Raw genomic sequence first — 20,927 nt, forward strand, 5'->3', positions numbered from 1 at the left:
CTAGAGGGTACGGCGAGGCAGGGGTTCCGCATCCCATGCCTCGCCCTGCTCCGCCTCAATAGCCGGCGTAGTCGCTGAACCGCGTGATCGTCGGATCGAACTTCAGCACGACCTTGCCCGTCGCACCGTGGCGCTGCTTGGCCACGATCAGTTCGGCCAGGCCATAGACCCGCTCCATGTCGCTCGCCCATTTGGCGTGATCCTCGAACACCTTGTGCTCGTCGCCCTCCATCGGCCGCTTCGGCTCGCGCTGTGCCGTGTAATAATCCTCGCGGAACACGAACCACACCATGTCCGCGTCCTGCTCGATCGATCCCGACTCGCGCAGGTCGGACAGCATCGGGCGCTTGTCCTCGCGGCTTTCGACCGCGCGGCTCAGCTGGGACAGCGCCAGCACCGGCACGTTCATGTCCTTGGCCAGCGTCTTCAGCCCGCGCGAGATCTCGGAGATTTCCTGCACGCGGTTCTCCGACCCCTTGCCGCCCCCGGTCAGCAGCTGGAGGTAGTCGACCACGACCAGACCGATCTCGTTGTTGTGGCGGCGTTGCAGCCGACGGACGCGGGTGTGCAGCGCGCTGATCGACAAGCCGCCGGTATCGTCGATGAAGAGCGGCAGGTTCTCCAACTCCGCCGCCGCCGCCGCGAGTTGCGCGAACTCCTGCTTGCTGATTTTGCCCATGCGCAGGCTTTCGGAGCTGATCCGCGACTGTTCGGCCAGAATACGCGTCGCGAGCTGGTCGGCGCTCATCTCGAGGGAGAAGAACGCGACCTTCGCCCCAACCGAGTCCTTGGGCGCGATGCCGTCCGCCATATCCCGCATCCAGCGCCGTGCCGCGTTGAAGGCGATGTTGGTCGCCAGCGACGTCTTGCCCATGCCGGGACGGCCCGCCAGGATCATCAGGTCGGAATGGTGCATGCCGCCGATCTTCGCGTTGACCGAATCGAGTCCCGTGGTGACGCCCGACAGGTTGCCGCCGGAATTAAGCGCCCGCTCCGCCATCTTCACCGCGGCGGTGGTCGCCTGGGCGAAGGTCTTGACCGCACTCTCGGCGCCGCCGTCGCCCGCGACCTTGTACAGCGCCTCCTCAGCCAGCTCGATCTGGGCGCGCGGGTTCACCTCCTCCGATGTGTCCATCGCCCGCTCGACCAGCGTGCGCCCGACCGTCACCAGCGCGCGAAGCTGCGCCAGGTCGTAGATCTGGGTCGCGAACTGTCGTGCGCCGATCAGCCCGGCGCCCGACCCGGTCAGGCCGGCCAGATAGGCGGGGCCGCCCAACTCCTTCATCGCCTCATCCGCGTCGAACATCGGGCGCAGCGTCACCGGGGTCGCCAGCATGTCGTTGCCGCGCAGCGTCTTGATCGCGGCAAAGACCCGGCCATGCACGGGCTCGTAGAAATGCGCCGGCTCCAGCCGATCGATCAGGTCGTCGGCCAGGCGATTGTCGATCATCATCGCGCCCAGCATCGCGGCCTCCGCCTCGACGTTGCGGGGAAGCTGCTGCGGTTCGGCGGCGGCGGCGGGAGTCGGGAATGCAAGGGTTGCCATGACCCCGTCCTTACGCCCAGCGGGCCTGCCGACGAAACAGGGTAACGAGAATGTTTGTCCGCAGGCGTCATCCGGCCTAGTCCACCGCCATGAGCGATCCCCGCATCATCGCGGTCGAGCTGGACGAGGACAGCATCGGCTGGCGCTCCGCCGATGTCGAGCAGGAGCGGCGGATCGCCATGTTCGATCTGGTCGAGAACAACCGCTTCGCCCCGCAAAAGGCTCAAGGAGACGGCTATGCCGGGCCGTACCGGCTGAAGCTCGGGTGCGTCGAGAACCGGTTGGGTATCCAGATCAGCCGCAGTGACGGCACGCTGCTCGACACGCTGATCCTGGCCCTGGGGCGGTTCCGGCGGCCGATCCGCGATTATTTCGCGATCTGCGACAGCTATTACCAGGCGATCCGCCAGGCGACGCCCCAGGGCATCGAAACGGTGGACATGGCGCGTCGCGCGATCCACAACGACGCCGCCGAGCTGCTCCAGGAGCGGCTGAAGGGCAAGATCGAGGTCGATTTCGACACCGCGCGCCGCTTGTTCACATTGATCTGCGCGCTGCACATTCGGGGATAAGAGTGACACGGTATTGGAAGCCGGCGGCCTTGCTTGCCGTTCTGGCGATATTGGGGATGGTCGGCTGGTCGCTGGCCGTGCATTGGCGCCCCTCGACACAACGCTTCGCATTGCAGGGCATCGACCTGCCCATGACGTCGCAGCGGATCGAGTGGGGCTTTGTCAGGGCGGCGGGCGCCGACTTCGCCTACCTGGCCGCGACCGCCGGGACGCGGCAGCGCAAAGCCGAGTTCGAGAGCGACTGGGAAGCCCTTCCCGAGGCGGGGCTGAGGCGCGGCGCGGTGCATCTATTTTCACTCTGCGAGCCTGCGGAGGATCAGGCGGACGCGTTCAATACCTTCGTGCCCCGCACCGATGACGCCCTGCCCCCGGCCGTCGACATCGATCTGCGCGACGATTGCGCGGCACATCCGGACCGCGCCGCGCTGCTCGACGCGATCAGGCGCTTCGCCACCCGTGTGGAGACGCATGCGGGCAAGCCGGTGATCGTGCGCGTGTCACGCGCCGCGGAACGCGAATACCAGCTGACCAGCGCCGTCAACCGACCGATCTGGGTGATGGGCAACGGCATGGAGCCGGGCTATGCCGGCCGGCCCTGGCGGATGTGGCGGGCCAGCGACGTCCGCCGGATTGATGGGGTGGAAGGCCCGGTGAACTGGGACGTGGTCGCGCCATGATGGAAAAGGACAGCATGGATATGCAGGGCGAGGACACGGTCCAGGCGACCCAACTGGTGGAAGCCGCGCGTCAGGCCGCGCTGAACGCCCACGCGCCGTATTCGCGCTTCGCCGTCGGTGCGGCGCTGTTGATGCGGGACGGCACGATCGTGACCGGCGCCAATGTGGAAAACGCCAGCTATGGCCTGTCGCTCTGCGCGGAAACGGTGGCGGTGGCGACGGCTAGCGCCGCGGGCCGGCTGAGGGAGATCGTCGCGGTCGGCGTGATCGGCGGCGCCATGGATGCGGACGGACGGCCGACCGGCACCTCCCCGGTCAGCCCGTGCGGTCGCTGCCGCCAGGTGCTGAACGAAGCGGCACAGATGAGCGGCCGCGACCTTCCCGTGCATTGCGGCGCGGCGGTCGGTGACGCGATCCGCAGCTACCGCGTTTCCGACCTGCTTCCGGACGCGTTCGGGCCGGCCGATCTGGGTATGGCCTGAGCCTCAGCGCCCGGTCAGCCGGAATCGCAGCAACCGCGCCACACGCAGCGGGTGACCGGCGGGGCGCGGATTGGCGGCCAGCGTCATGCGCGCCGACAGCGCCAGCGCCCCCAGTGCGCGCAAGGGCTTGGGCCAGCGGCGGCCGAACGCCTGCGACAACCGGCCCGCCGCAAGGTCGCGCGCACGTTGCGCCAACGCCTCGTCCTTCAGATTGCCGGCAACATCCGCCAGTGCCCAGCCTTGCCCGGCCAAGGCCACCTCTGCGATCGTCCCGCCGAGCGTCCTGGCGGCTACGTCGAACAGTCCGCCCCCACGCATCTCGCCATGCGCGACAAGCTCGGCCTCGGTCAGCGGCTCGACCAGCAGCATCTCCCAGCCTGACGTCATGCGGGCGAGATCGGCGCCCCTGACTCCGCATGGCAACACCTCCGCCGCTAGGCCCACGAGGGTCGGTTCGGCGGGTGGCGGCCCGTTGTCGAGCCGGAGCAGCGCGTCATTCCACCACGTCAGCCGCATCTGCCCGACCAGCGGCTCTCTGGTCGAGCGCAGGATGCCGGCCAGCGTCGCGTCCAAGGACAGCAACGCTTCAAAAGCCTCCCGATGTGGCGGAGGTGCGTAGGCGAGGATAATCGGTAGCTCGGACACGAAGGTTACTCCGACATTCACCATAGCACTTCAGCAGCAATTACCCATTGGTGGCGCATGGGCGTGTCCTGACCCCGTTAGCATCAGGACACGCGAACTCCATGACCGGCTGCGAAGAACGTCCGCGTTCGTTCATGACCCGCCTCGCCCGCGACACGCGAGGGAACACGCTGGCGATCATGGCGGCAGCACTGATCCCACTCGCAGGCATGGTGGGCAGCGGCATTGATGTCGCGCGCATGTACCTGACCAAGACCCGGCTGCAACACGCGTGCGATGCCGCCGCACTGGCCGGGCGTAAGGCGATGGGCGGAGGGCAGTGGTCGCAGGGCAACAATATGCCGGCCGGTGTCGCCAACCAGTTCTTTGCGGCCAACTTCGCGACCGGTTCCTATGGCAGCGGCAACCTCAAGAGCGGCTTTGCCGAGAATGCCGGTAAGGTGACAGGCACCGCTTCTGCCGACCTGCCGATGACCCTGACCCGCGTGATCGGCGCCCGCTCGGTGAATTTGGCTGTCAGCTGCGAGGCGGAAATGCGCCTGCCGAACACCGACGTCATGTTCGTGCTCGATAACACAGGGTCGATGGGCGACAAGGCGGTATCGAGCGATAGCCAGACAAAGATCCAGGCCCTGCGATCGGCCGTCAAGTGCTTCTACGAGATCGTCGCACGCCAGGACACCGACGAAGAGTGTGTGGGCGGCGCACCATCTGGCGGCCTTAGCGACCAGGTACAGGTTCGCTTCGGCTTCGTGCCATATACTACCAACGTCCGCGTCGGTTACCTGTTGAAGCCAGAATGGTTAGCCGATCAATGGCCGTACCAATCGCGGGAGCTGGCCACGCTATATGGTACATGGAACAGCTATGACGGCCTGACGCTACGCAACGGGAAAAGCTGGTCCGGCTGGGTCAGCACCGGCGCCACGATCAACGCTGCAAAGGCAGACTGCAACGGGACCACGCCGCCCGATGACACCTACACGGCGAACGGAAATCCCACGTCGTGGCCGGACAGCGAAACGTCCACGTCATGGCGTGCCTACGCCCCTTATATTCAGGTCGATTTTCGATATTATTGGACCAACAATGCGTGCCGCCTCCAGTCGCAACAGCGTAACGTGGAGAGGCGATCCTATTACGACCGCGCTTCGTCGAACGGCTCGGGGGCGCTCCCTTTCAGCGCATGGGCTTACAAGCAGGTCACACTCAACGTATCGGGCCTGAAGAACGGCAGCAACTGGAACAGCAGCGTCGTTTTACCGGTCGGCGACAACGGAACCAACGTCGCCGCTAAATGGGATGGCTGCATCGAGGAGCGCCGCACGGTGCGGCAGGACAGCTACGACCCCATTCCGGACGGCGCCCTCGATCTGGATCTGAAGAGCGCGCCGACTGGCAACGTGGATACGCAATGGGGTCCGGCGTTGCCCAGCGTGATCTATCCACGTCGCAACAGTTACGACAACAGTGGCAGCTACACGCTGGATACCGTCACCAATTTTTACCAGCGATACTCCGGTGAAGCCTATTACTGCCCGACGGCGGCTCACAAGCTTGAGAAATGGGGGGATGCCGATCAGTTCGACTCCTATGTCGACAGCCTGTCCGCGGGTGGCAACACCTATCATGACATCGGCCTGATATGGGGCGCGCGCCTGATGTGGCCTACCGGCATCTTCCGGTCCGAAAACGAATACACGCCGCAGGGAGGCGAGATCCAGCGGCACATGATCTTCATGACGGACGGCGACGCCTGCACCTCGGTGATGAACTACCAGGCTTATGGACTGGCTTGGTACGATCGTCGCCAGACGGATCCCTCGATCGTACCGACGGATGGTTGCACCACGACCGGCACGCTCACTGAACAGGTGAACGCCCGCACTCAGGCGCTGTGCACGCGGATCAAGAACGAACAGATCACGCTTTGGGTCATCTGGTTTGGTCAGAAGAATGCGACCATTGAGAACATGATGAAGAAGTGCGCCACCACCGATCGTTACTTTGCGGCTCGCAATCAGGCCGATCTTCAGAACACTTTTCGATCCATTGCCAACCAGATCTCACAATTGCGGCTGACCAACTGATGCGCCAGATTCCAACGCTCTCGCGCCGATTACGATCGGATCGGCGTGGGATCACGATCGTAGAGTTTGCGATCGTTGCGCCGGTCATGTGCCTTTTCCTGGTTGGCTCGTTCGACATCGCTCACACGCTATACCTTCAGGCGGCGCTGCAAGGCATCGTCCAAAAGACAGCACGGGACAGTGGCCTTGAAACCGCGACACCTGATATACAGGCGGCGCTGGACAAGAAGGTCGAGAGACAAGTCCTGATGTTGATGAATAAGGCAAAGGTCAGCTTTGAAAGAAGATCGTACCGCACTTTTGCCGCTGCATCCAACAAGACGCCGGAGGACTATACCGACACCAACGGCGATGGTCGGTGTGACGACAATGAGCCCTATGTCGACGCCAACAACAACAAGATGTGGGATTCTGATGGTGGTAACGGCGCACAGGGCGGTGCCAAGGACAAGACGGTGTACACGGTGACGGCTCGCTATGCCCGCCTGCTGCCGCTCAACCACTTCATCAACGTGCCTGCGGACCAGGTGATAGTGGCCAAGACCGTTCTCCAGAACCAGCCTTACTCGGAACAATCGACGATCGGCACGACCGTGCTGAACTGCCCATGAAAGGCGCCGTGATGTCTCGTTTCCTCGGACGGATATGCACGTCCGATAGCGGCGTGGCGTTGATCGAGTTCGCCATAGTCCTGCCCGTGTTCGTGACGCTGTCGCTCGGCGGCGCTGAGCTCGCAAATTACGCGACTACCCGGATGCGCATCAGTCAATTGGCGTTACAGATCGCGGACAATGCGGCGCGTATCGGCACCGGCTCCCCGCTGGTCGCGAAGACGATCAGCGAAAGCGACATAAACGACCTGTTCGTGGGCTCGCAGCTGGCTTCCAACGGCCTTGACTTGAAAACCAACGGCCGCGTCATTCTTTCGGATTTGGAGCCGATGGCGAACCCGAACACGTCGGGGAAGTTCAAGATTGTCTGGCAGCGCTGCTACGGGACCAAGATCCACAGTTCCAGCTACGGAGTCGCAGGCGCCACGGACCTCAGCGGAATAGGGCCTGCCAGTCGCCAAGTTACGGCCCTGGACGACAACGCCACCATGTTCGTGGAGGTCTATTACCGATACAAGCCGCTCATATCGACACGCTGGACGCCCGCAGCCGACATGGTGGAGATCGCGTCCATGTCCGTGCGCGACCGTCGCGACCTCAGCAGCGACGCCGGCTCTGGATCATCTGCCACCCATCCGGACGGCGTCTACAAGGTGGCGGGGGTCACCCCGTCCACCTGTTGATCCAGCGCCGGCATACGGGCGCTTCGCTGCCACCTCTTAGCGATAGCAGACCTTCTTCACCGTCGCGACCACCTTGGCCGCGCTGATCAGCGCTTCCTTTTCCAGGTTCGCCGCGTACGGCAGCGGCACGTCCTCGTCCGTCACGCGCAGCACCGGCGCGTCGAGATCGTCGAAGCCCTCTTCCATGACGAAGGCAGCGATTTCGGACGCGATCGAGCAGGTCGGCCAGCCTTCCTCGACCACGACCAGGCGGTTGGTCTTGGCCAGGCTCTTCAGCACCGACTTCTTGTCGAGCGGGCGCAGCGTGCGCAGGTCGATGACCTCCGCCTCGATCCCCTCGCCCGCCAGCGTTTCCGCCGCTTCCAGGCTGATGCCGACACCGATCGAATAGGACACGATCGTCACGTCCTTGCCCGCGCGCATCACGCGTGCCTTGCCGATCGGCAGGACATGGTCGTCCAGCTTCGGCACCTCGAAGCTGCGGCCGTAGAGCAGCTCGTTTTCCAGGAACACGACCGGGTCCTCGGACCGGATCGCGGCCTTCAGCAAGCCCTTGGCATCCGCCGCGTCATAAGGCGCGATCACGATCAGGCCGGGCACGCTGGCGTACCACGGACCGTAGTTCTGCGAATGCTGCGCGCCGACGCGGCTCGCCGCCCCGTTAGGACCGCGGAACACGATCGGGCAGCGCATCTGGCCGCCGGACATGTAGTTGGTCTTGGCGGCCGAGTTGATGATGTGGTCGATCGCCTGCATGGCGAAGTTGAACGTCATGAACTCGACGATCGGCTTCAGGCCGCCCATCGCCGCGCCCGTGCCGATGCCCGCAAAGCCATATTCGGTGATCGGCGTGTCGATCACGCGCTTGTCGCCGAACTCGTCCAGCAGACCCTGGGTGACCTTGTACGCGCCCTGATATTGCGCGACTTCCTCGCCCATCACGAACACGCGCTCGTCGGCTCGCATTTCCTCGGCCATCGCATCGCGCAGGGCCTCGCGGACGGTGGTCTTCACCATCTCCGTGCCCTCGGGCACTTCCGGGTCCGCAACCTCGGCATCGTGGCTGGCCGCGTTGAACAGCTGGCGCGCGCCGGTTTCCACCTTGTGCGGCGTGTTGCTCTCGGGAACGGGCGGCGCCTCGTCGGCGGGCTGATCCTCCTTGGTCTTCACGTTGGCGTCCTCGCCCGCGCGCGACCCGTCCTCACCGCCGGCCGCCTCGGTCGCTTCACCTTCGCCGGCGAGTTCCAGGATCACGGTGCCGACCTTCACATTGTCGGTACCCTCGGCTACGAGGATCTTCGACACCGTGCCTTCGTCGACCGCCTCGAACTCCATGGTCGCCTTGTCGGTCTCGATCTCGGCCATGATGTCGCCGGACTTGACCTGGTCGCCTTCCTTGACGAGCCACTTGGCGAGCGTGCCTTCCTCCATCGTCGGCGACAGAGCCGGCATCTTGATCGAAATCGGCATCTCAGTAACGCTCCACCAGCACGTCGGTATAGAGTTCGCCCATCTCGGGCTCGGGGGTCTGCTCGGCGAAATCGGCGGCCTCGTTCACCGCCTTGCGGATCGCCTGCTCGACCGTCTTCAGCTCGTCCTCGGCCACGCCCTGCTCGTTCAGCAGCTTCTTGACGTGCTCGATCGGATCGCTCTTGTCGCGGACCGACTGCACCTCCTCGCGGCTGCGATACTTGGCCGGGTCGGACATCGAGTGGCCGCGATAGCGATAGGTCTTCATCTCCAGGATGATCGGGCCCTTGCCCGCGCGGACCCAGGCCAGCGCCTCCTCCGCCGCACCACGGCAGGCGAGCACGTCCATGCCGTCCACCTGGATGCCGGGGATGCGGAAGCTTTCGCCACGCTTGTACAGCTGGTCCTCGGACGAGGCGCGATTGACGCTGGTGCCCATGGCGTACTGGTTGTTCTCGATCACGTAGATGATCGGCAGCCCCCAGAGCTGCGCCATGTTGAAGCTTTCGTACACCTGGCCCTGATTGGCCGCGCCGTCGCCGAAATAGGCCAGGCACACGCCGCCGTCGCCGCTGTACTTGTGCTTGAAGGCCAGGCCGGTGCCCAGCGACACCTGCGCGCCGACGATGCCGTGGCCGCCATAAAACTTATGCTCGGTCGAGAACATGTGCATCGACCCGCCCTTGCCCTTGGAGATGCCCGCGGCACGCCCCGTCAGCTCGGCCATGATGACCTTGGGATCGATGCCGTACGCCAGCATGTGGCCGTGGTCGCGGTATCCGGTAATGACCGAGTCCGTGTCGCCGTTCAGCGCCGACTGCAGGCCGACGGCGACCGCTTCCTGGCCGATATACAGGTGGCAGAAGCCGCCGATCAGGCCCAAGCCGTACAGCTGCCCCGCCTTTTCCTCGAAACGGCGGATCAGCAGCATGTGCTTGTAAAAATCGAGCAGTTCGTCCTTCGACGCCTGATAGGGCTGCGGCTCGGCAGGACGCTCGCGATTGGGGATCGGCGGCTCTGCGGCGGCACGAACGGGAGATTTGGCCACGGGTGACGGACCTCTTTGCATCCGGGAAAAGAAAGTGGGACGCGTATAGGCCGCTTCCCGAAAAGGGCAATTCCCTGCCGTCTGACAAAGCATTGCTGGTTATCGCGCGTCCCTTTTCCCGCGCCCTTCACTGACGATCGCGAAAGCACAGCTTTGCCCGGCCCGTTCGATATGGCGGTTGCCCCACCGCCCCGCAAACGGCAAAGCCTCAGGCGATGGCCTCCGTCCCCCAAACCGCCCGACACCCCCTGCTGATCGCGAACTTCCGCGCATACTGGCTGTCCCGCTTCACCGGCACGATCGCGGTCAGCGCGATGTCGATCGTCATCGGGTGGCAGGTGTACAACGTCGCGCGCGAGACGATGGGCATCAAGGAAGCGGCCTTCATGCTCGGCATGATCGGCTTCGCACAGTTCGTGCCGTTGTTTCTGTTGACGCCGCTCACGGGACTGATCGCGGATACGTTCGACCGGCGCTGGATCGTGCGTGCGACCACCGCGCTGCTGGTCGTGGTGGCCGGCACGCTTGGCTATCTCACCTGGTCCAACCGGCTGACCCTGTTCGCGCTGTTCGCGGCGGCGGTGTGTTTCGGCGTCGCCCGTGCCTTTTCGGGGCCGGCCTATTCCGCGCTTGCCCCCAATCTGGTGCCGCGCGAGAACCTGCCCACCGCCATCGCGGTCAGCTCCATCGCATGGCAGGTCGGCACCATCGCGGGTCCCAGCGTGGGCGGCCTGCTCTACGCGATCCATCCCGACGTGGCCTATGGCACCGCCACGCTGTTGTTCGCGGTCGCGCTGATCTTCATCTTCCTGATCGGGCCGGTGCCGCAACCGCCTGCGCAGCCCGACCACCGCCCCCTTGCCCGCATCGCAGAGGGGTTCCGCTATGTCCGCGACAACCGCCTGGTGTTGGCGACCATCACGCTCGACCTGTTCGCAGTGCTGCTGGCGGGCGCGACATCCCTGCTGCCGGTCTATGCGCGCGATATCCTGCATGTCGGGTCGCAGGGGCTGGGCATCCTGGCGGCGGGCATGGGCATCGGCGCGGCCATCACGGCCGTGTTCTTTTCCGTGCGCCCGATGAAGTCGAACGTCGGGGTGAAGATGCTGATCGCGGTGGTGATCTTCGGCCTCGCCATCCTGACCTTCGGCGTGTCGCGCATCTTCATCGTCAGCCTGCTCGCCCTGATCGTCGCCGGCGGTGCCGACATGGTGTCGGTGTACGTGCGACAGTCGCTGATCCAGCTCCACACCCCCGACGCGATGCGCGGCCGGGTCAGTGCCGTGTCGCAACTGACCATCTCCGCCTCCAACGAGCTGGGCGAGTTCGAGAGCGGGGTCATGGCCTCTCTGCTCGGGCCGGTCGGTGCGGTGGTGTTCGGCGGCGTCGGCGCGATCACGGTGACGCTGCTCTGGGCACGCCTGTTCCCGGAACTGAAGCGCGCCCGGACCTTTGATCCCCCGGAGATACTCGAAACCGAACCGCAGCACGGAGAAGCCAAGCCATGAAGGCCAACACGATCCTCGACACGATCGGCCGCACCCCGCACGTCCGCATGCAGCGCCTGTTCCCCGGCTCGGAAGTGTGGATCAAGTCGGAGCGGTCGAACCCCGGCGGCTCGATCAAGGACCGCATCGCGCTCGCCATGGTGGAGGCGGCGGAGGCCTCCGGCGACCTGAAGCCCGGCGGCACGATCGTGGAGCCGACCAGCGGCAACACCGGCATCGGCCTGGCGATGGTCGCGGCGGTCAAGGGGTACAAGCTGATCCTGGTGATGCCCGAATCGATGTCGCTGGAACGCCGCCGGCTGATGCTGGCCTATGGCGCGACCTTCGACCTCACCCCGCGTGAAAAGGGCATGAAGGGTGCGATCGAGCGCGCGATGGAAATCGTCGACCAGACGCCCGGTGCCTGGCTGGCCCAGCAGTTCGAGAACCCGGCAAACGTAGAGGTGCACACCCGCACCACCGCGCAGGAAATCCTGGAGGATTTCCGCGACACGCCGATAGACGTGATCATCACCGGCGTCGGTACCGGAGGCCATATCACGGGTGTCGCCGAAACGCTGAAGAAGCAGTGGCCGGATCTGAAGGTGTTCGCGGTGGAGCCCGCCGCCTCCCCCGTCATCTCCGGTGGCCAGCCGGGTCCGCACCCGATCCAGGGCATCGGCGCCGGCTTCATCCCCCGCAACCTGCACACCGATGCGCTCGACGGCGTGATCGAGGTGGACGCCGCCGTCGCCAAGGACATGGCGCGCCGCGCCGCGCGCGAAGAGGGCATGCTGGTCGGCATCAGTTCGGGCGCGACGCTGGCCGCAATCCTGCAGAAGCTGCCCGACCTGCCGGACGGCGTCCGCGTGCTCGGCTTCAACTACGACACGGGCGAGCGATACCTGTCGGTGCCGGACTTCCTGCCGGAGAGCTGATCCCGCCCCGCCATGTCGCCCTCTCCGCGACGAGGGGCTGTCGCCCCCTGTCGCGGAAGGACCCGTTCATGACGCCAATCTCCGGCCGTCCGTCATTACCAACCGCCGCCAGCGTTGCGCTGATCGCCACAGCCGCGGTGATCGCGCCGGCCGTTGTGGTCACCCACCCACCGTCGCTGCCCGTACCTGTCGCTCGCCGTGTCGGCGCGATCCAGGCGGTACAGCGCGTGGTGCCACCGGTCGAACTCCCCGCCGTGGAGCCGGTCAAGCTCGTCGACCTGTCGCCTGACGAAGCGCGCGCGTTCAACGCGGAGGTGCCGTTTTCGACCGATCCCAATCCGGCCGCGCGCGCGTTCCGCTTTGCCGGCTCCACCGACGATCGCGCGCGCGCGCAGGACTGCCTCGCCGCAGCCGTGCTGTACGAGGCCGGCGACGATGCTCCGGGCGAGCGTGCCGTGGCTCAGGTCGTGCTCAACCGCCTGCGCCACCCCGCCTTCCCCAAATCGGTGTGTGCCGTGGTGTTCGAAGGTGCGGAGCGCAGCACCGGTTGCCAGTTCACCTTTACCTGCGACGGTGCACTGACCCGGTGGACGCCGTCCGCCGCGGGCTGGCGCCGCGCCCGCGACATCGCCGCGGCGGCCTTGTCGGGCGGGGTCTACGCGCCGGTCGGATATGCCACGCATTACCACACCGACTGGGTGGTGCCGTATTGGCAATCGAGCCTGGACAAAATCGCGGCCGTTCGCACCCACCTATTCTTCCGGTGGAGCGGATGGTGGGGCACGCCGCCGGCGTTCAACCGCCATCCGTCGGCGGCGGAGCCGGTCATCGCCGCGCTGGCTCCGCTGTCGGACGCGCATCGCACCGCCCAGGCCGATGCCGATGCGGCCGCGGCGTTGGAAGAAAGCGCTGCTCTGGCTGCGCCGCCCGCCACTCCCACGACTCAGTCGGATGCGAACGCCGACAGTTTCGCCGTCACGCTCGATGCACGGTTGCGGCCGGACGCGTTCCGCTTCGTGGCGCTGAAAACCTGCGGCGAACGTCCGCGCTGCAAGCTGCTCGGCTGGGTCAGCGCGCAGGCGACGCCTGCCTCTGTGGAGGCGATCACGCCCGACCAGATGATGCTGATGTCCTTCAGCTACCTGCGCGATCGGGCGGCTGGCTTTGAGCGCATGTTGTGGAACTGCCGCCAGTTCCCCCGCCCCGATCCGCGCGAATGCATGAAGCCGCGGGTCGCTTTGTCCTCCGCGGCTCCTGCGGAACCGACCACGCCACCGAAACCAGCGCAGTCCGGTGCCCCGCCCACCGCTCCTCTGGCCCCCCTGCCCGGCGTGCGTAGGCGGTCCGCAGAGCCTGTACCGGACCGGCCGTCCAAGCCTTCTTCCAAGCTGGACTGATCGCACAGGGCTCCAGACCCACGGCAAATCAGACCGATCGCTGTTCAGCCGCCGGGCGTGGCGCACAGCGGCGCGCCGTCGACGCCCCGCAACGTGCCCGCCTCGGACACCGATTGGCTCACCTGCTCCACCGTAAACGACTCGAGCGACGCACGGCCGCGACAGACGGTCCGACACCCCTCGGGCACCGCAGGCGGGAAGATGATGCGCGTGCCGTCGAACTTCGCATCGATGCGGCAGTCGTCGCCGAGCCTGATGTCCAGCGCGCCTCCCTTGCGCGTCAACGTCCCGCTCGCGACGCAGCCCTGTCCCTCGCCATAATCGACCAGCACACCGATCCGGCTGACGCCTCGCCCCGCCGGGACGATGCACGCGCGATCGGTATCGAGCATCCAAGCGCCTACCAGCGATCCCGCCGCCGGATCCGCGATAAGCCCGGCCCGCGTCGCCGCCGCCTCCAGCCGGGCACCGGGCGTTTCGGACTGCTCTGACCGCTGCGGTGGACCGCATCCGCTGAGCAGCAGGGTCAGCAGACAGGCACGCGCCCCCTTCACCCCGCCGGCACCAGCACGTCGTCCGCAATCACCCGATAGAAGCAACTGCGCGCGCCGGTGTGACAGGCCGGGCCGGCCGGTCGCGCCAGCACCAGCACCGCGTCCTGATCGCAATCGATCCGCAGCTCCTCGACGTGCAGCACGTTTCCGGAGCTTTCGCCCTTTTTCCAGATGCGCTGGCGGCTCCGTGACCAGAAATGCGCCGCACCGGTTTCGCGCGTCAGACGCAGCGCCTCCGCATCCATATGTGCGACCATCAACACCTCCCGCGTGGCGGCATCCTGCACCACCGCGGTGAGCAGCCCGGCGGCGTCGAAGCGAGGGCGAAGAGACAGGCCGGTGTCGCGATCATCGATCATGATCGCCCCCTAGTCTCTCCATGCAGTCATCGGAAGTGGCCGCAGCCGGCCTGCGACCACTCCTTCGGAACAGTCACCAAACGCTAACGCCAGGGCGTCGCGCGCTGCGGCTCACAAACGTGGCAGCGTGACCCCCCGCTGCCGCATATATTTCCCCGCCCGGTCGGCGTAGCTCGTCTCGCACCGCTCGTTTCCGGCCAGGAACAGGAACTGGCACGCGCCCTCATTGGCATAGATCTTGGCAGGCAGCGGCGTCGTGTTGGAGAACTCAAGCGTGACGTGCCCCTCCCATTCCGGTTCGAGCGGCGTCACGTTGACGATGATCCCGCACCGGGCATAGGTCGACTTGCCCAGGCAGATCACCAGCACGTCGCGCGGCACCCGGAAATATTCCACCGTCCGCGCCAGGGCGAAGCTGTTCGGCGGGATCACGCAAACGTCGGTCTGCCGGTCCACGAAGCTGTTGTGGGCGAAGTTCTTCGGGTCGACCATCGCGTTGTCGACGTTGGTGAAGATCTTGAACTCGTCCGCGACCCGCGCGTCATAGCCATAGGATGACAGGCCGTAGGAGATGCAGTTCTCGCGCCGCTGCGCCTCGACGAACGGCTCGATCATGCCATCCGCGATCGCGCGTTCCCTGATCCATCGATCGGACATGATCGCCATGCTGTTTCCCCCGTCCGTTCCCGACACAAACAGCGGGATCATCACGCCGCCCGCCGCGGACACTCACCCGACTCACCCCAACGCCGCGACCTCGATCGACCGCGACACAAGGGGTGTCAGCCATCGATCCTTTCACGGTGCCCGGCGTCGAAACCGGTCATGACCAGCTCGGCTATCCGGTCACCGACGACACCGGGCTCCTTCACGGTAGCCGGATCCTCTCCGGGATAGGCGCGCTCGCGCATGCGGGTCCGGGTCGCGCCCGGATCGACAATTGCGACCCGAACACGACTGATCGCCGCCATCTCATCGCCATAGGCACCCAGCAGCGTCTCCAAAGCCGCCTTGGACGCACCATAGGCACCCCAATAAGCGCGCGGTTGGCGCCCGACGCTGGAGGTCACGCCGACCACCCGGCCGTGATCCGCCCGACGAAGCAGGGGATCGAACGCGGCGATGAGTGCCGCTGGCGCGCTCACGTTCAGGGTCAACAGCGCCGCCAGCTCCTTAGGGTCGATCGCCGGCACCGCCGCCAACGCTCCCAACTGCGCCGCGTTGAGCACCAGTCCATCCAGCCGGCCCCAGCGCTCCCCAATCGCGGCCGCCAGCTTCGCGATCGAGTCGTTCTGCGTCAGGTCCAGCGGCGCGATCGTGGCCGATCCGCCCGCATCGAAGATCTGTTGCTCGACCGCCTCCAGCCCGTCGGACGAACGCGCGGTCAACACCACATGCGCGCCGCGACCGGCCAAGGCGACCGCCGTCGCCGCACCGATCCCTCGACTGGCACCGGTGACGAGGGCGACGAAGAATGAAGCGGGGTCGGTCATGACTTGGCTGATGACGACAGAGGCACGGGGGATCAAGCCCGCACCGCCTGCGTCAGATCACGCGCTCGGCCAGCATCGCGAACTGGTCCACCGCCTCGGTTTCGTCCTGATCGGTCAGCGTGGTCGGATAGTCGCCGGTGAAACACGCGTCGCAGTGGCTGGGCCGTATGTCCGCGCGCCGCGCCTCGCCCAACGCCTTGTAGAGGCCGTCGATGGACACGAACGCCAGGCTGTCGGCATGGATGAAGTCGGTCATCTCGCCCAGGTCCAGCTTGGCCGCCAGCAACTTGGCGCGCTCCGGTGTGTCGACACCATAGAAGCAGCTGTGCCGCGTCGGTGGGCTCGCGATGCGCATGTGGACCTCCGCCGCGCCGGCCTCCCGCATCAACTGCACGATCTTCAGGCTGGTGGTGCCGCGAACGATCGAGTCGTCGATCAGGATGATGCGCTTGCCCTTGATGAGCGCGCGATTGGCGTTGTGCTTCAGCTTGACGCCCAGGTGGCGGACCTTGTCGCCCGGCTGGATGAAAGTGCGCCCGACATAGTGCGAACGGATGATGCCGAGTTCGAACGGTATGCCCGATTCCTGAGCGTAGCCGATGGCGGCAGGCACACCCGAGTCGGGCACCGGGATCACCAGATCGGCCTCGACCGGCGACTCGACCGCAAGCTGCGCACCGATATTCTTGCGTACGTCATAGACCGACCGATCGCCTTCGATCGAGTCGGGCCGGGAGAAGTAGACCCATTCGAAGATGCACGGTCGCGCCGAAACCTGCGGAAAAGGCCGAACCGAACGGATCGTGTCGCCTTGGACGATCACCAGCTCGCCCGGATCGATCGAGCGCTCGAAAGTCGCTCCGACCACGTCGAGTGCGACAGTCTCACTGGCGAAGATCACCGCGTCGCCCAGCCGGCCCATGACCAGCGGCCGAATACCCAGCGGATCGCGACAGGCGATCATCCCCTCCGGCGTCATGACGATCAGGGAGTAAGCACCCTCGATCTGCTTCAACGCATCGATGAAGCGGTCGAGCAGGGTCCGGTAGTTGGACGTGGCGACCAGGTGGATGATCGTCTCTGTATCGGACGTCGACTGGAAGATCGAACCCCGCCGCACCAGCTCGCGCCGCAAGCGCATCGCGTTGGAGATGTTGCCGTTATGCGCGATCGCAAACCCGCCCGATTGCAGTTCCGCATAAAGCGGCTGCACGTTGCGCAGAGCGGTGTCGCCAGATGTCGAGTAACGCACATGGCCAGCCGCCACCGCGCCGGGGAGCGAACGGATCACCTCGTCCCGGTCGAAGTTGCCTGCGACATGACCCATCGCCCGGTGGGTGTGGAAGTGGCCCTGATCCAGGCTGGTGATCCCCGCCGCCTCCTGACCGCGGTGCTGGAGCGCATGCAGGCCCAGCGCAACCAGCGCGGCCGCGCCCTCGCTGCCCGAAACACCGAAAATGCCGCACTCTTCGTGCAGCGTGTCGTCATCAAAGGGATTGGTGGTCAGCATGTCGCCCGCCGCTGGTCTGGCCGGCGATATAGGCGCCCGCAATCCGTTTGTCGCCCCCTCGCAAGCCGAACGCCGGCGGGCGGTAACCGCAACACTGTTTCGCCCGCAGTTTCCTGAGACGGAATAGCGCTTGGGCTGCGAACGGAAGTGTGGGTGCAGCGAGTCAAGGCCACCGTACACGGCGCTGAAGTTCAACGACCGGCGGCGTGAGATCATGAGAACGGATTTAACGGGCAAGCCGCGAGTAGGGGCGGAGAGAGGCTGCAAGCCCAGGCTCCGACCACTGCTCAGGCTTCGTTACGCCTTTGGATCGGTGTGCCCTTACGATTGCGTGCCGAGGACGCTCGGCACATGCAATCGGTAGCATCAAATCCAAGGCTGCTGCTTGCAGTGCACGTTCTGACCCAGCCAGCCCCACGGTAGCAAACGCCGGGGATGTAGCCGGGGACCTACATCACCTCAGCCGCCTACATTGCCTCTAGTCAGTCGGCGGCTCTGCGGTCAGGCACGGAAAGACGGATTATCGCCCTCTTATGCCCGGTACCGAAAGCGCCAGTCTGAGCAGCATTCCTTCTCACATGAGAGGAGTTCCCGCTCAGCCTTGCGGCCGGTGACGATAAGCGGCCATCGACAGACCGGCCGACTCACCTCCGCCGGCACATACAAAAAGGGCGACCCGAGGGCCGCCCTGTTCGTTACCGTGAAACGATCGATCAGAAATCGTTGCGATACTGCTCGTTGCCGATGAAGCCGAGCTTGCTGACGTTGGAACGCTTCACGACCGCCAGAACCTTGTCGACCACGTCGTACCGGGCCTGCGGGTCCGGCTGGAAGTGCAGCTCCGGCTCCGGGTTCATGCCGGCCGTCTGGTCGAGATACTGACGCAACGTCACCTCGTCGACCGGAGCACCGTTCCAGGAGATCGTGCCGTCCTGCGCGATCGACACCTTGTTCTTTTCGGCATCGATCGGGGGCTTCGGCGTGTTGGGCGAATTGACCGGAAGGTCGACCTTCACCGCATGCGTCGGGATCGGAAGGGTGATGATGAACATGATGAGAAGAACGAGCATGACGTCGATCAACGGCGTCGTGTTCATCTCCATCATCGGCTCGCCGTCGTCGCGGCCGCCACTCATTGCCATGTCGGTTACTCCTGATCCTGGCCGTCAGCTTGCTGCGGCATCGCCGACGGACGGCTGAGAGATGAAGCCGACGCGGGCAAAACCCGCCTGCTGCATCGTGTAGATGGTCGCACCCACACACCGGTAAGGCGTGTTCACGTCAGCGCGGATATGCGCCTCCGGCAGGTCCAGATTGGCTGCGTTCACGCCGCCCTGACGTGCGATCTCCGCCTTCAGCTTGTCCACTGCCCGATTGAGCAGTTCCTCGTGGTTCACCCGGCTGACGTTCCAGTACACCGCGCACTGGCCGCCCTCTTCGGTGACGGAGAGGGACACGTTCTCCGGCTTTGTCGTCGTGGGGTCGAAGCGGACCGAAGGCAGCTTGATGCCCTTGACCGTCTGGATCGCGACCGGAACCGCGATCAGGAAGATGATGAGGAGCACCAGCATGACGTCCACCAGCGGGGTCGTGTTGATGTCCGACATCGGCTTTTCGGTGGAGTCTCCACCAACGCTCATCGCCATGTGACGGCTATCCTATCCTCATGCTTGCCAGCGTCCCAGGGGAACCGGCTGAACGGGGTGGCACCAGCGCCACCCCGCCCATGTCGTTCGGTCTTCAGGCGCGCTTCTCGACGCCGCCCGTCGTGCCGGCGGTCGTCGTGCCGGGGGTCGGACGGGTTGCGGCCGGGGTCGGGCGAGCAGCAGCAGCCGCGCTGACCGGCTTCACCGCACCGTTCGAGGCCAGGTAGCCCAGCACGTCGTTCGAGAAGGCCGACAGGTCCTCAGAGATCGACTTGTTACGGCGCTGCAGCCAGTTGTAGGCGAGCACGGCCGGAACCGCGACGACGAGGCCGAGGGCGGTCATGATGAGCGCCTCACCGACCGGGCCGGCGACCTTGTCGATCGAGGGATCGCCCGACGCACCGATCTTGATCAGCGCGCGGTAGATGCCGACCACGGTACCGAACAGACCGATGAACGGCGCGGTCGCACCGACCGTCGCAAGGAACGCCAGACCACCGCCCAGCTTGGAGTTGATCGCCGCTTCCGAACGGGCCAGCGAACCGTGCAGCCAGTCATGCGCCTCGACCGGATCGGTCAGCTGCTTGTGCTGGTCCTGAGCGGCCAGACCGTCGTCGACCAGCTGCTTGTAGGCCGAATTCTTGTCCAGCTTGGCCGAACCCTCGCGCAGCGAGTTGGACGACCAGAAACCCTGACGCACGCGCTTGGCCTGGTTCAGGATCTTCTGCTGCTCGAACAGCTTGGAGAACAGGATGTAGAAGGAGACAACCGACATCAGCACCAGGATGGTGAAGACCGACTGCGAGATGATGCCGCCTTCCTTGAGGGCCTGCTGGAGACCGAACTGGCTCTCCGCCGCCGCGGTCCCGCCCGCGGCCAGAATGGTGGTGATCATGGTCGAACTTTCCTTAAACAAGAAGACGTGGAGACGCGACTATCGGTGGGCGGAGCCTCGTGCTCCGCCCCCTTCTCAATCCCTCGGCAGAACCCAACGCACAGGCAGCGTGTAGGTGGACGCGATCGACTGACCGTTCTCGTCCTTCGCCGGCGTGAACCGCACGCGGCTCTTGGCGATACGACAGGTCGTCGAGTCGAGCGACGAGTTGCCGCTGGACGTCGTGACCGAACAGTCGGTCACGCGACCATCCGTACCCACGCTGAGCCTGGCCACCACACGACCCTGCGCCTCGGCGCGCAGCGCCTCCGCCGGGTAGTTGTCCGCGCCGAAGAACTCACCCGGATTACCGCGCAGACCGGCGGCCTGCGACACGCGCGGCGGAGCCGGCGGAGCGGGCGGGGCCGGAGGAGCCGGAGGAGCGGGTGGCGCAGTCGGCTGACTGGGCGGGATCACCGGCGTGACGTTCATCACAGGCGCCGGAACAGGCGTCTGGATGATCGGCGGCGGCGACACGACCGTGGTCGGCGGCGGCGGCAGGTTGGGTTGATCCGGCGGCGGGGGCGGCGGTTCATCGGGTGGCGGAGGCGGTGGCTCCTCCACGTTGAACGTGTCCAACTTCTCCGTCGCCTTCTTCACGAAATTGGTCGCGAGACCGGTGACGAAGGCGTAGCCGAGAGCGGCATGGATCAGCGCGACGATGATAATCGCCGTGATTCTGCCCCCGGACATCTTCTGGTCAGCATAGGCCATTCAGCAACGAAACTCCTTCTCGGCCGGCCTGCCGCTCCTTCGGGCGGCGCAGGATTCCTGGCTACCGTTTG

General features: G+C 65.5%; 22 protein-coding genes. 9 read left to right on the top strand and 13 right to left on the bottom strand.

The window, feature by feature from the left end:
* Positions 1-55: 55 nt before the first annotated feature.
* Complete coding sequence (locus BMX37_RS11400; protein ID WP_093665866.1) at positions 56-1,546, bottom strand: replicative DNA helicase; 1,491 nt, start codon at positions 1,544-1,546, stop codon at positions 56-58.
* An 89-nt stretch (positions 1,547-1,635) separates the two neighbouring features.
* Here BMX37_RS11400 and BMX37_RS11405 point away from each other — a divergent pair, with 89 nt between their 5' ends.
* The 3 genes from BMX37_RS11405 to BMX37_RS11415 are packed head-to-tail and all read left to right on the top strand — an operon-like array spanning position 1,636 to position 3,277.
* Complete coding sequence (locus BMX37_RS11405) at positions 1,636-2,118, top strand: UPF0262 family protein (protein WP_093665867.1); 483 nt, start codon at positions 1,636-1,638, stop codon at positions 2,116-2,118.
* 2 nt (positions 2,119-2,120) lie between these two features.
* Positions 2,121-2,795, top strand: a complete 675-nt coding sequence (locus tag BMX37_RS11410; protein ID WP_244501539.1) for a glycoside hydrolase family 25 protein — start codon at positions 2,121-2,123, stop codon at positions 2,793-2,795.
* Between the two features lie 14 nt (positions 2,796-2,809).
* Complete coding sequence (locus tag BMX37_RS11415; RefSeq protein ID WP_244501540.1) at positions 2,810-3,277, top strand: cytidine deaminase; 468 nt, start codon at positions 2,810-2,812, stop codon at positions 3,275-3,277.
* 3 nt (positions 3,278-3,280) lie between these two features.
* Here BMX37_RS11415 and BMX37_RS11420 read toward each other — a convergent pair whose 3' ends face one another.
* Positions 3,281-3,946: a squalene/phytoene synthase family protein gene (locus tag BMX37_RS11420; RefSeq protein WP_093665870.1), complete on the bottom strand. Its 666-nt coding sequence runs from the start codon at positions 3,944-3,946 to the stop codon at positions 3,281-3,283.
* Positions 3,947-4,023: 77 nt separating this feature from the next.
* On the opposite strand from BMX37_RS11420, the gene BMX37_RS11425 reads away from it, so the two are divergent.
* Genes BMX37_RS11425 through BMX37_RS11435 form a run of 3 tightly spaced genes read left to right on the top strand, consistent with a single transcriptional unit; the run spans position 4,024 to position 7,306 of the window.
* Positions 4,024-6,012: a TadE/TadG family type IV pilus assembly protein gene (locus BMX37_RS11425; protein WP_093665871.1), complete on the top strand. Its 1,989-nt coding sequence runs from the start codon at positions 4,024-4,026 to the stop codon at positions 6,010-6,012.
* Positions 6,012-6,623, top strand: a complete 612-nt coding sequence (locus tag BMX37_RS11430; RefSeq protein ID WP_093665872.1) for a TadE family protein — start codon at positions 6,012-6,014, stop codon at positions 6,621-6,623. Before BMX37_RS11425 ends, BMX37_RS11430 begins: the two co-directional genes overlap by 1 nt.
* A complete protein-coding gene (locus BMX37_RS11435; protein WP_093665873.1) occupies positions 6,620-7,306 on the top strand; it encodes a TadE/TadG family type IV pilus assembly protein in 687 nt (228 codons plus the stop codon). The genes BMX37_RS11430 and BMX37_RS11435 overlap by 4 nt, the downstream gene beginning before the upstream one ends.
* Positions 7,307-7,342: 36 nt before the next feature.
* Here the strand turns inward: BMX37_RS11435 and BMX37_RS11440 are convergent, their stop codons facing one another.
* Together BMX37_RS11440 and pdhA are read right to left on the bottom strand one after the other, a co-directional pair.
* Positions 7,343-8,776: a pyruvate dehydrogenase complex E1 component subunit beta gene (locus BMX37_RS11440; RefSeq protein ID WP_093665874.1), complete on the bottom strand. Its 1,434-nt coding sequence runs from the start codon at positions 8,774-8,776 to the stop codon at positions 7,343-7,345.
* Between the two features lies 1 nt (position 8,777).
* Entirely contained in the window at positions 8,778-9,845 is a 1,068-nt protein-coding gene (pdhA, locus tag BMX37_RS11445) for a pyruvate dehydrogenase (acetyl-transferring) E1 component subunit alpha (protein ID WP_093665875.1), read from the bottom strand.
* Positions 9,846-10,039: 194 nt separating this feature from the next.
* Between pdhA and BMX37_RS11450 the strand changes: the two genes are divergently transcribed.
* The 3 genes from BMX37_RS11450 to BMX37_RS11460 all read left to right on the top strand — a co-directional run bounded on the left by BMX37_RS11450 (position 10,040) and on the right by BMX37_RS11460 (position 13,646).
* On the top strand, positions 10,040-11,332 hold the full coding sequence (locus BMX37_RS11450) for an MFS transporter (protein ID WP_093665876.1): 1,293 nt from the start codon (positions 10,040-10,042) through the stop codon (positions 11,330-11,332).
* Positions 11,329-12,249 carry a cysteine synthase A gene (gene cysK, locus BMX37_RS11455; protein WP_093665877.1) on the top strand — a complete coding sequence of 307 codons (921 nt, stop codon included), beginning with the start codon at positions 11,329-11,331 and terminating at the stop codon, positions 12,247-12,249. Before BMX37_RS11450 ends, cysK begins: the two co-directional genes overlap by 4 nt.
* A gap of 68 nt (positions 12,250-12,317) precedes the next feature.
* Complete coding sequence (locus BMX37_RS11460) at positions 12,318-13,646, top strand: cell wall hydrolase (RefSeq protein ID WP_093665878.1); 1,329 nt, start codon at positions 12,318-12,320, stop codon at positions 13,644-13,646.
* A 44-nt stretch (positions 13,647-13,690) separates the two neighbouring features.
* Here the strand turns inward: BMX37_RS11460 and BMX37_RS11465 are convergent, their stop codons facing one another.
* The 9 genes from BMX37_RS11465 to BMX37_RS11505 all read right to left on the bottom strand — a co-directional run bounded on the left by BMX37_RS11465 (position 13,691) and on the right by BMX37_RS11505 (position 20,856).
* The gene (locus BMX37_RS11465; protein WP_244501542.1) at positions 13,691-14,200 is read right to left on the bottom strand and encodes a hypothetical protein; all 510 of its coding nucleotides are present in this window, start codon (positions 14,198-14,200) and stop codon (positions 13,691-13,693) included.
* Positions 14,197-14,559 (bottom strand): phosphoribosyl-AMP cyclohydrolase, encoded by a 363-nt coding sequence (gene hisI / locus BMX37_RS11470; RefSeq protein ID WP_093665879.1) that lies wholly within the window; start codon positions 14,557-14,559, stop codon positions 14,197-14,199. The genes BMX37_RS11465 and hisI overlap by 4 nt, the downstream gene beginning before the upstream one ends.
* Before the next feature lie 111 nt (positions 14,560-14,670).
* The gene (dcd, locus tag BMX37_RS11475; protein WP_093666005.1) at positions 14,671-15,225 is read right to left on the bottom strand and encodes a dCTP deaminase; all 555 of its coding nucleotides are present in this window, start codon (positions 15,223-15,225) and stop codon (positions 14,671-14,673) included.
* A gap of 116 nt (positions 15,226-15,341) precedes the next feature.
* The gene (locus BMX37_RS11480) at positions 15,342-16,052 is read right to left on the bottom strand and encodes an SDR family NAD(P)-dependent oxidoreductase (protein ID WP_093665880.1); all 711 of its coding nucleotides are present in this window, start codon (positions 16,050-16,052) and stop codon (positions 15,342-15,344) included.
* A gap of 52 nt (positions 16,053-16,104) precedes the next feature.
* Positions 16,105-17,562, bottom strand: a complete 1,458-nt coding sequence (gene purF, locus BMX37_RS11485; protein WP_093665881.1) for an amidophosphoribosyltransferase — start codon at positions 17,560-17,562, stop codon at positions 16,105-16,107.
* A 713-nt stretch (positions 17,563-18,275) separates the two neighbouring features.
* Positions 18,276-18,704 (bottom strand): ExbD/TolR family protein, encoded by a 429-nt coding sequence (locus tag BMX37_RS11490; protein ID WP_170841946.1) that lies wholly within the window; start codon positions 18,702-18,704, stop codon positions 18,276-18,278.
* 24 nt (positions 18,705-18,728) lie between these two features.
* The gene (locus BMX37_RS11495; protein WP_093665883.1) at positions 18,729-19,208 is read right to left on the bottom strand and encodes an ExbD/TolR family protein; all 480 of its coding nucleotides are present in this window, start codon (positions 19,206-19,208) and stop codon (positions 18,729-18,731) included.
* A 94-nt stretch (positions 19,209-19,302) separates the two neighbouring features.
* Positions 19,303-20,103, bottom strand: coding sequence for a MotA/TolQ/ExbB proton channel family protein (locus BMX37_RS11500; protein ID WP_093665884.1), 801 nt, complete (start codon positions 20,101-20,103; stop codon positions 19,303-19,305).
* Positions 20,104-20,178: 75 nt separating this feature from the next.
* Positions 20,179-20,856 (bottom strand): energy transducer TonB, encoded by a 678-nt coding sequence (locus BMX37_RS11505; protein WP_093665885.1) that lies wholly within the window; start codon positions 20,854-20,856, stop codon positions 20,179-20,181.
* Positions 20,857-20,927: the final 71 nt, after the last annotated feature.

The sequence above is a fragment of the Sphingomonas gellani genome (assembly GCF_900110035.1).
GTDB classification, from domain to species: domain Bacteria; phylum Pseudomonadota; class Alphaproteobacteria; order Sphingomonadales; family Sphingomonadaceae; genus Sphingomonas; species Sphingomonas gellani.

Excerpts from the sequence above, each read along its gene's own strand:
- BMX37_RS11430 (WP_093665872.1), top strand. The coding sequence starts at position 6,012 with ATGCGCCAGATTCCAACGCTCTCGCGCCGATTACGATCGGATCGGCGT.
- BMX37_RS11425 (WP_093665871.1), top strand. The coding sequence starts at position 4,024 with ATGACCGGCTGCGAAGAACGTCCGCGTTCGTTCATGACCCGCCTCGCC.
- BMX37_RS11495 (WP_093665883.1), bottom strand. The coding sequence starts at position 19,208 with ATGGCGATGAGCGTTGGTGGAGACTCCACCGAAAAGCCGATGTCGGAC.
- BMX37_RS11505 (WP_093665885.1), bottom strand. The coding sequence starts at position 20,856 with ATGGCCTATGCTGACCAGAAGATGTCCGGGGGCAGAATCACGGCGATT.
- BMX37_RS11450 (WP_093665876.1), top strand. The coding sequence starts at position 10,040 with ATGGCCTCCGTCCCCCAAACCGCCCGACACCCCCTGCTGATCGCGAAC.
- pdhA (WP_093665875.1), bottom strand. The coding sequence starts at position 9,845 with ATGCAAAGAGGTCCGTCACCCGTGGCCAAATCTCCCGTTCGTGCCGCC.
- BMX37_RS11415 (WP_244501540.1), top strand. The coding sequence starts at position 2,810 with ATGGATATGCAGGGCGAGGACACGGTCCAGGCGACCCAACTGGTGGAA.
- BMX37_RS11490 (WP_170841946.1), bottom strand. The coding sequence starts at position 18,704 with ATGGCAATGAGTGGCGGCCGCGACGACGGCGAGCCGATGATGGAGATG.
- dcd (WP_093666005.1), bottom strand. The coding sequence starts at position 15,225 with ATGGCGATCATGTCCGATCGATGGATCAGGGAACGCGCGATCGCGGAT.
- hisI (WP_093665879.1), bottom strand. The coding sequence starts at position 14,559 with ATGATCGATGATCGCGACACCGGCCTGTCTCTTCGCCCTCGCTTCGAC.
- cysK (WP_093665877.1), top strand. The coding sequence starts at position 11,329 with ATGAAGGCCAACACGATCCTCGACACGATCGGCCGCACCCCGCACGTC.
- BMX37_RS11480 (WP_093665880.1), bottom strand. The coding sequence starts at position 16,052 with ATGACCGACCCCGCTTCATTCTTCGTCGCCCTCGTCACCGGTGCCAGT.
- BMX37_RS11435 (WP_093665873.1), top strand. The coding sequence starts at position 6,620 with ATGAAAGGCGCCGTGATGTCTCGTTTCCTCGGACGGATATGCACGTCC.
- BMX37_RS11440 (WP_093665874.1), bottom strand. The coding sequence starts at position 8,776 with ATGCCGATTTCGATCAAGATGCCGGCTCTGTCGCCGACGATGGAGGAA.
- purF (WP_093665881.1), bottom strand. The coding sequence starts at position 17,562 with ATGCTGACCACCAATCCCTTTGATGACGACACGCTGCACGAAGAGTGC.
- BMX37_RS11500 (WP_093665884.1), bottom strand. The coding sequence starts at position 20,103 with ATGATCACCACCATTCTGGCCGCGGGCGGGACCGCGGCGGCGGAGAGC.
- BMX37_RS11400 (WP_093665866.1), bottom strand. The coding sequence starts at position 1,546 with ATGGCAACCCTTGCATTCCCGACTCCCGCCGCCGCCGCCGAACCGCAG.
- BMX37_RS11460 (WP_093665878.1), top strand. The coding sequence starts at position 12,318 with ATGACGCCAATCTCCGGCCGTCCGTCATTACCAACCGCCGCCAGCGTT.
- BMX37_RS11420 (WP_093665870.1), bottom strand. The coding sequence starts at position 3,946 with ATGGTGAATGTCGGAGTAACCTTCGTGTCCGAGCTACCGATTATCCTC.
- BMX37_RS11405 (WP_093665867.1), top strand. The coding sequence starts at position 1,636 with ATGAGCGATCCCCGCATCATCGCGGTCGAGCTGGACGAGGACAGCATC.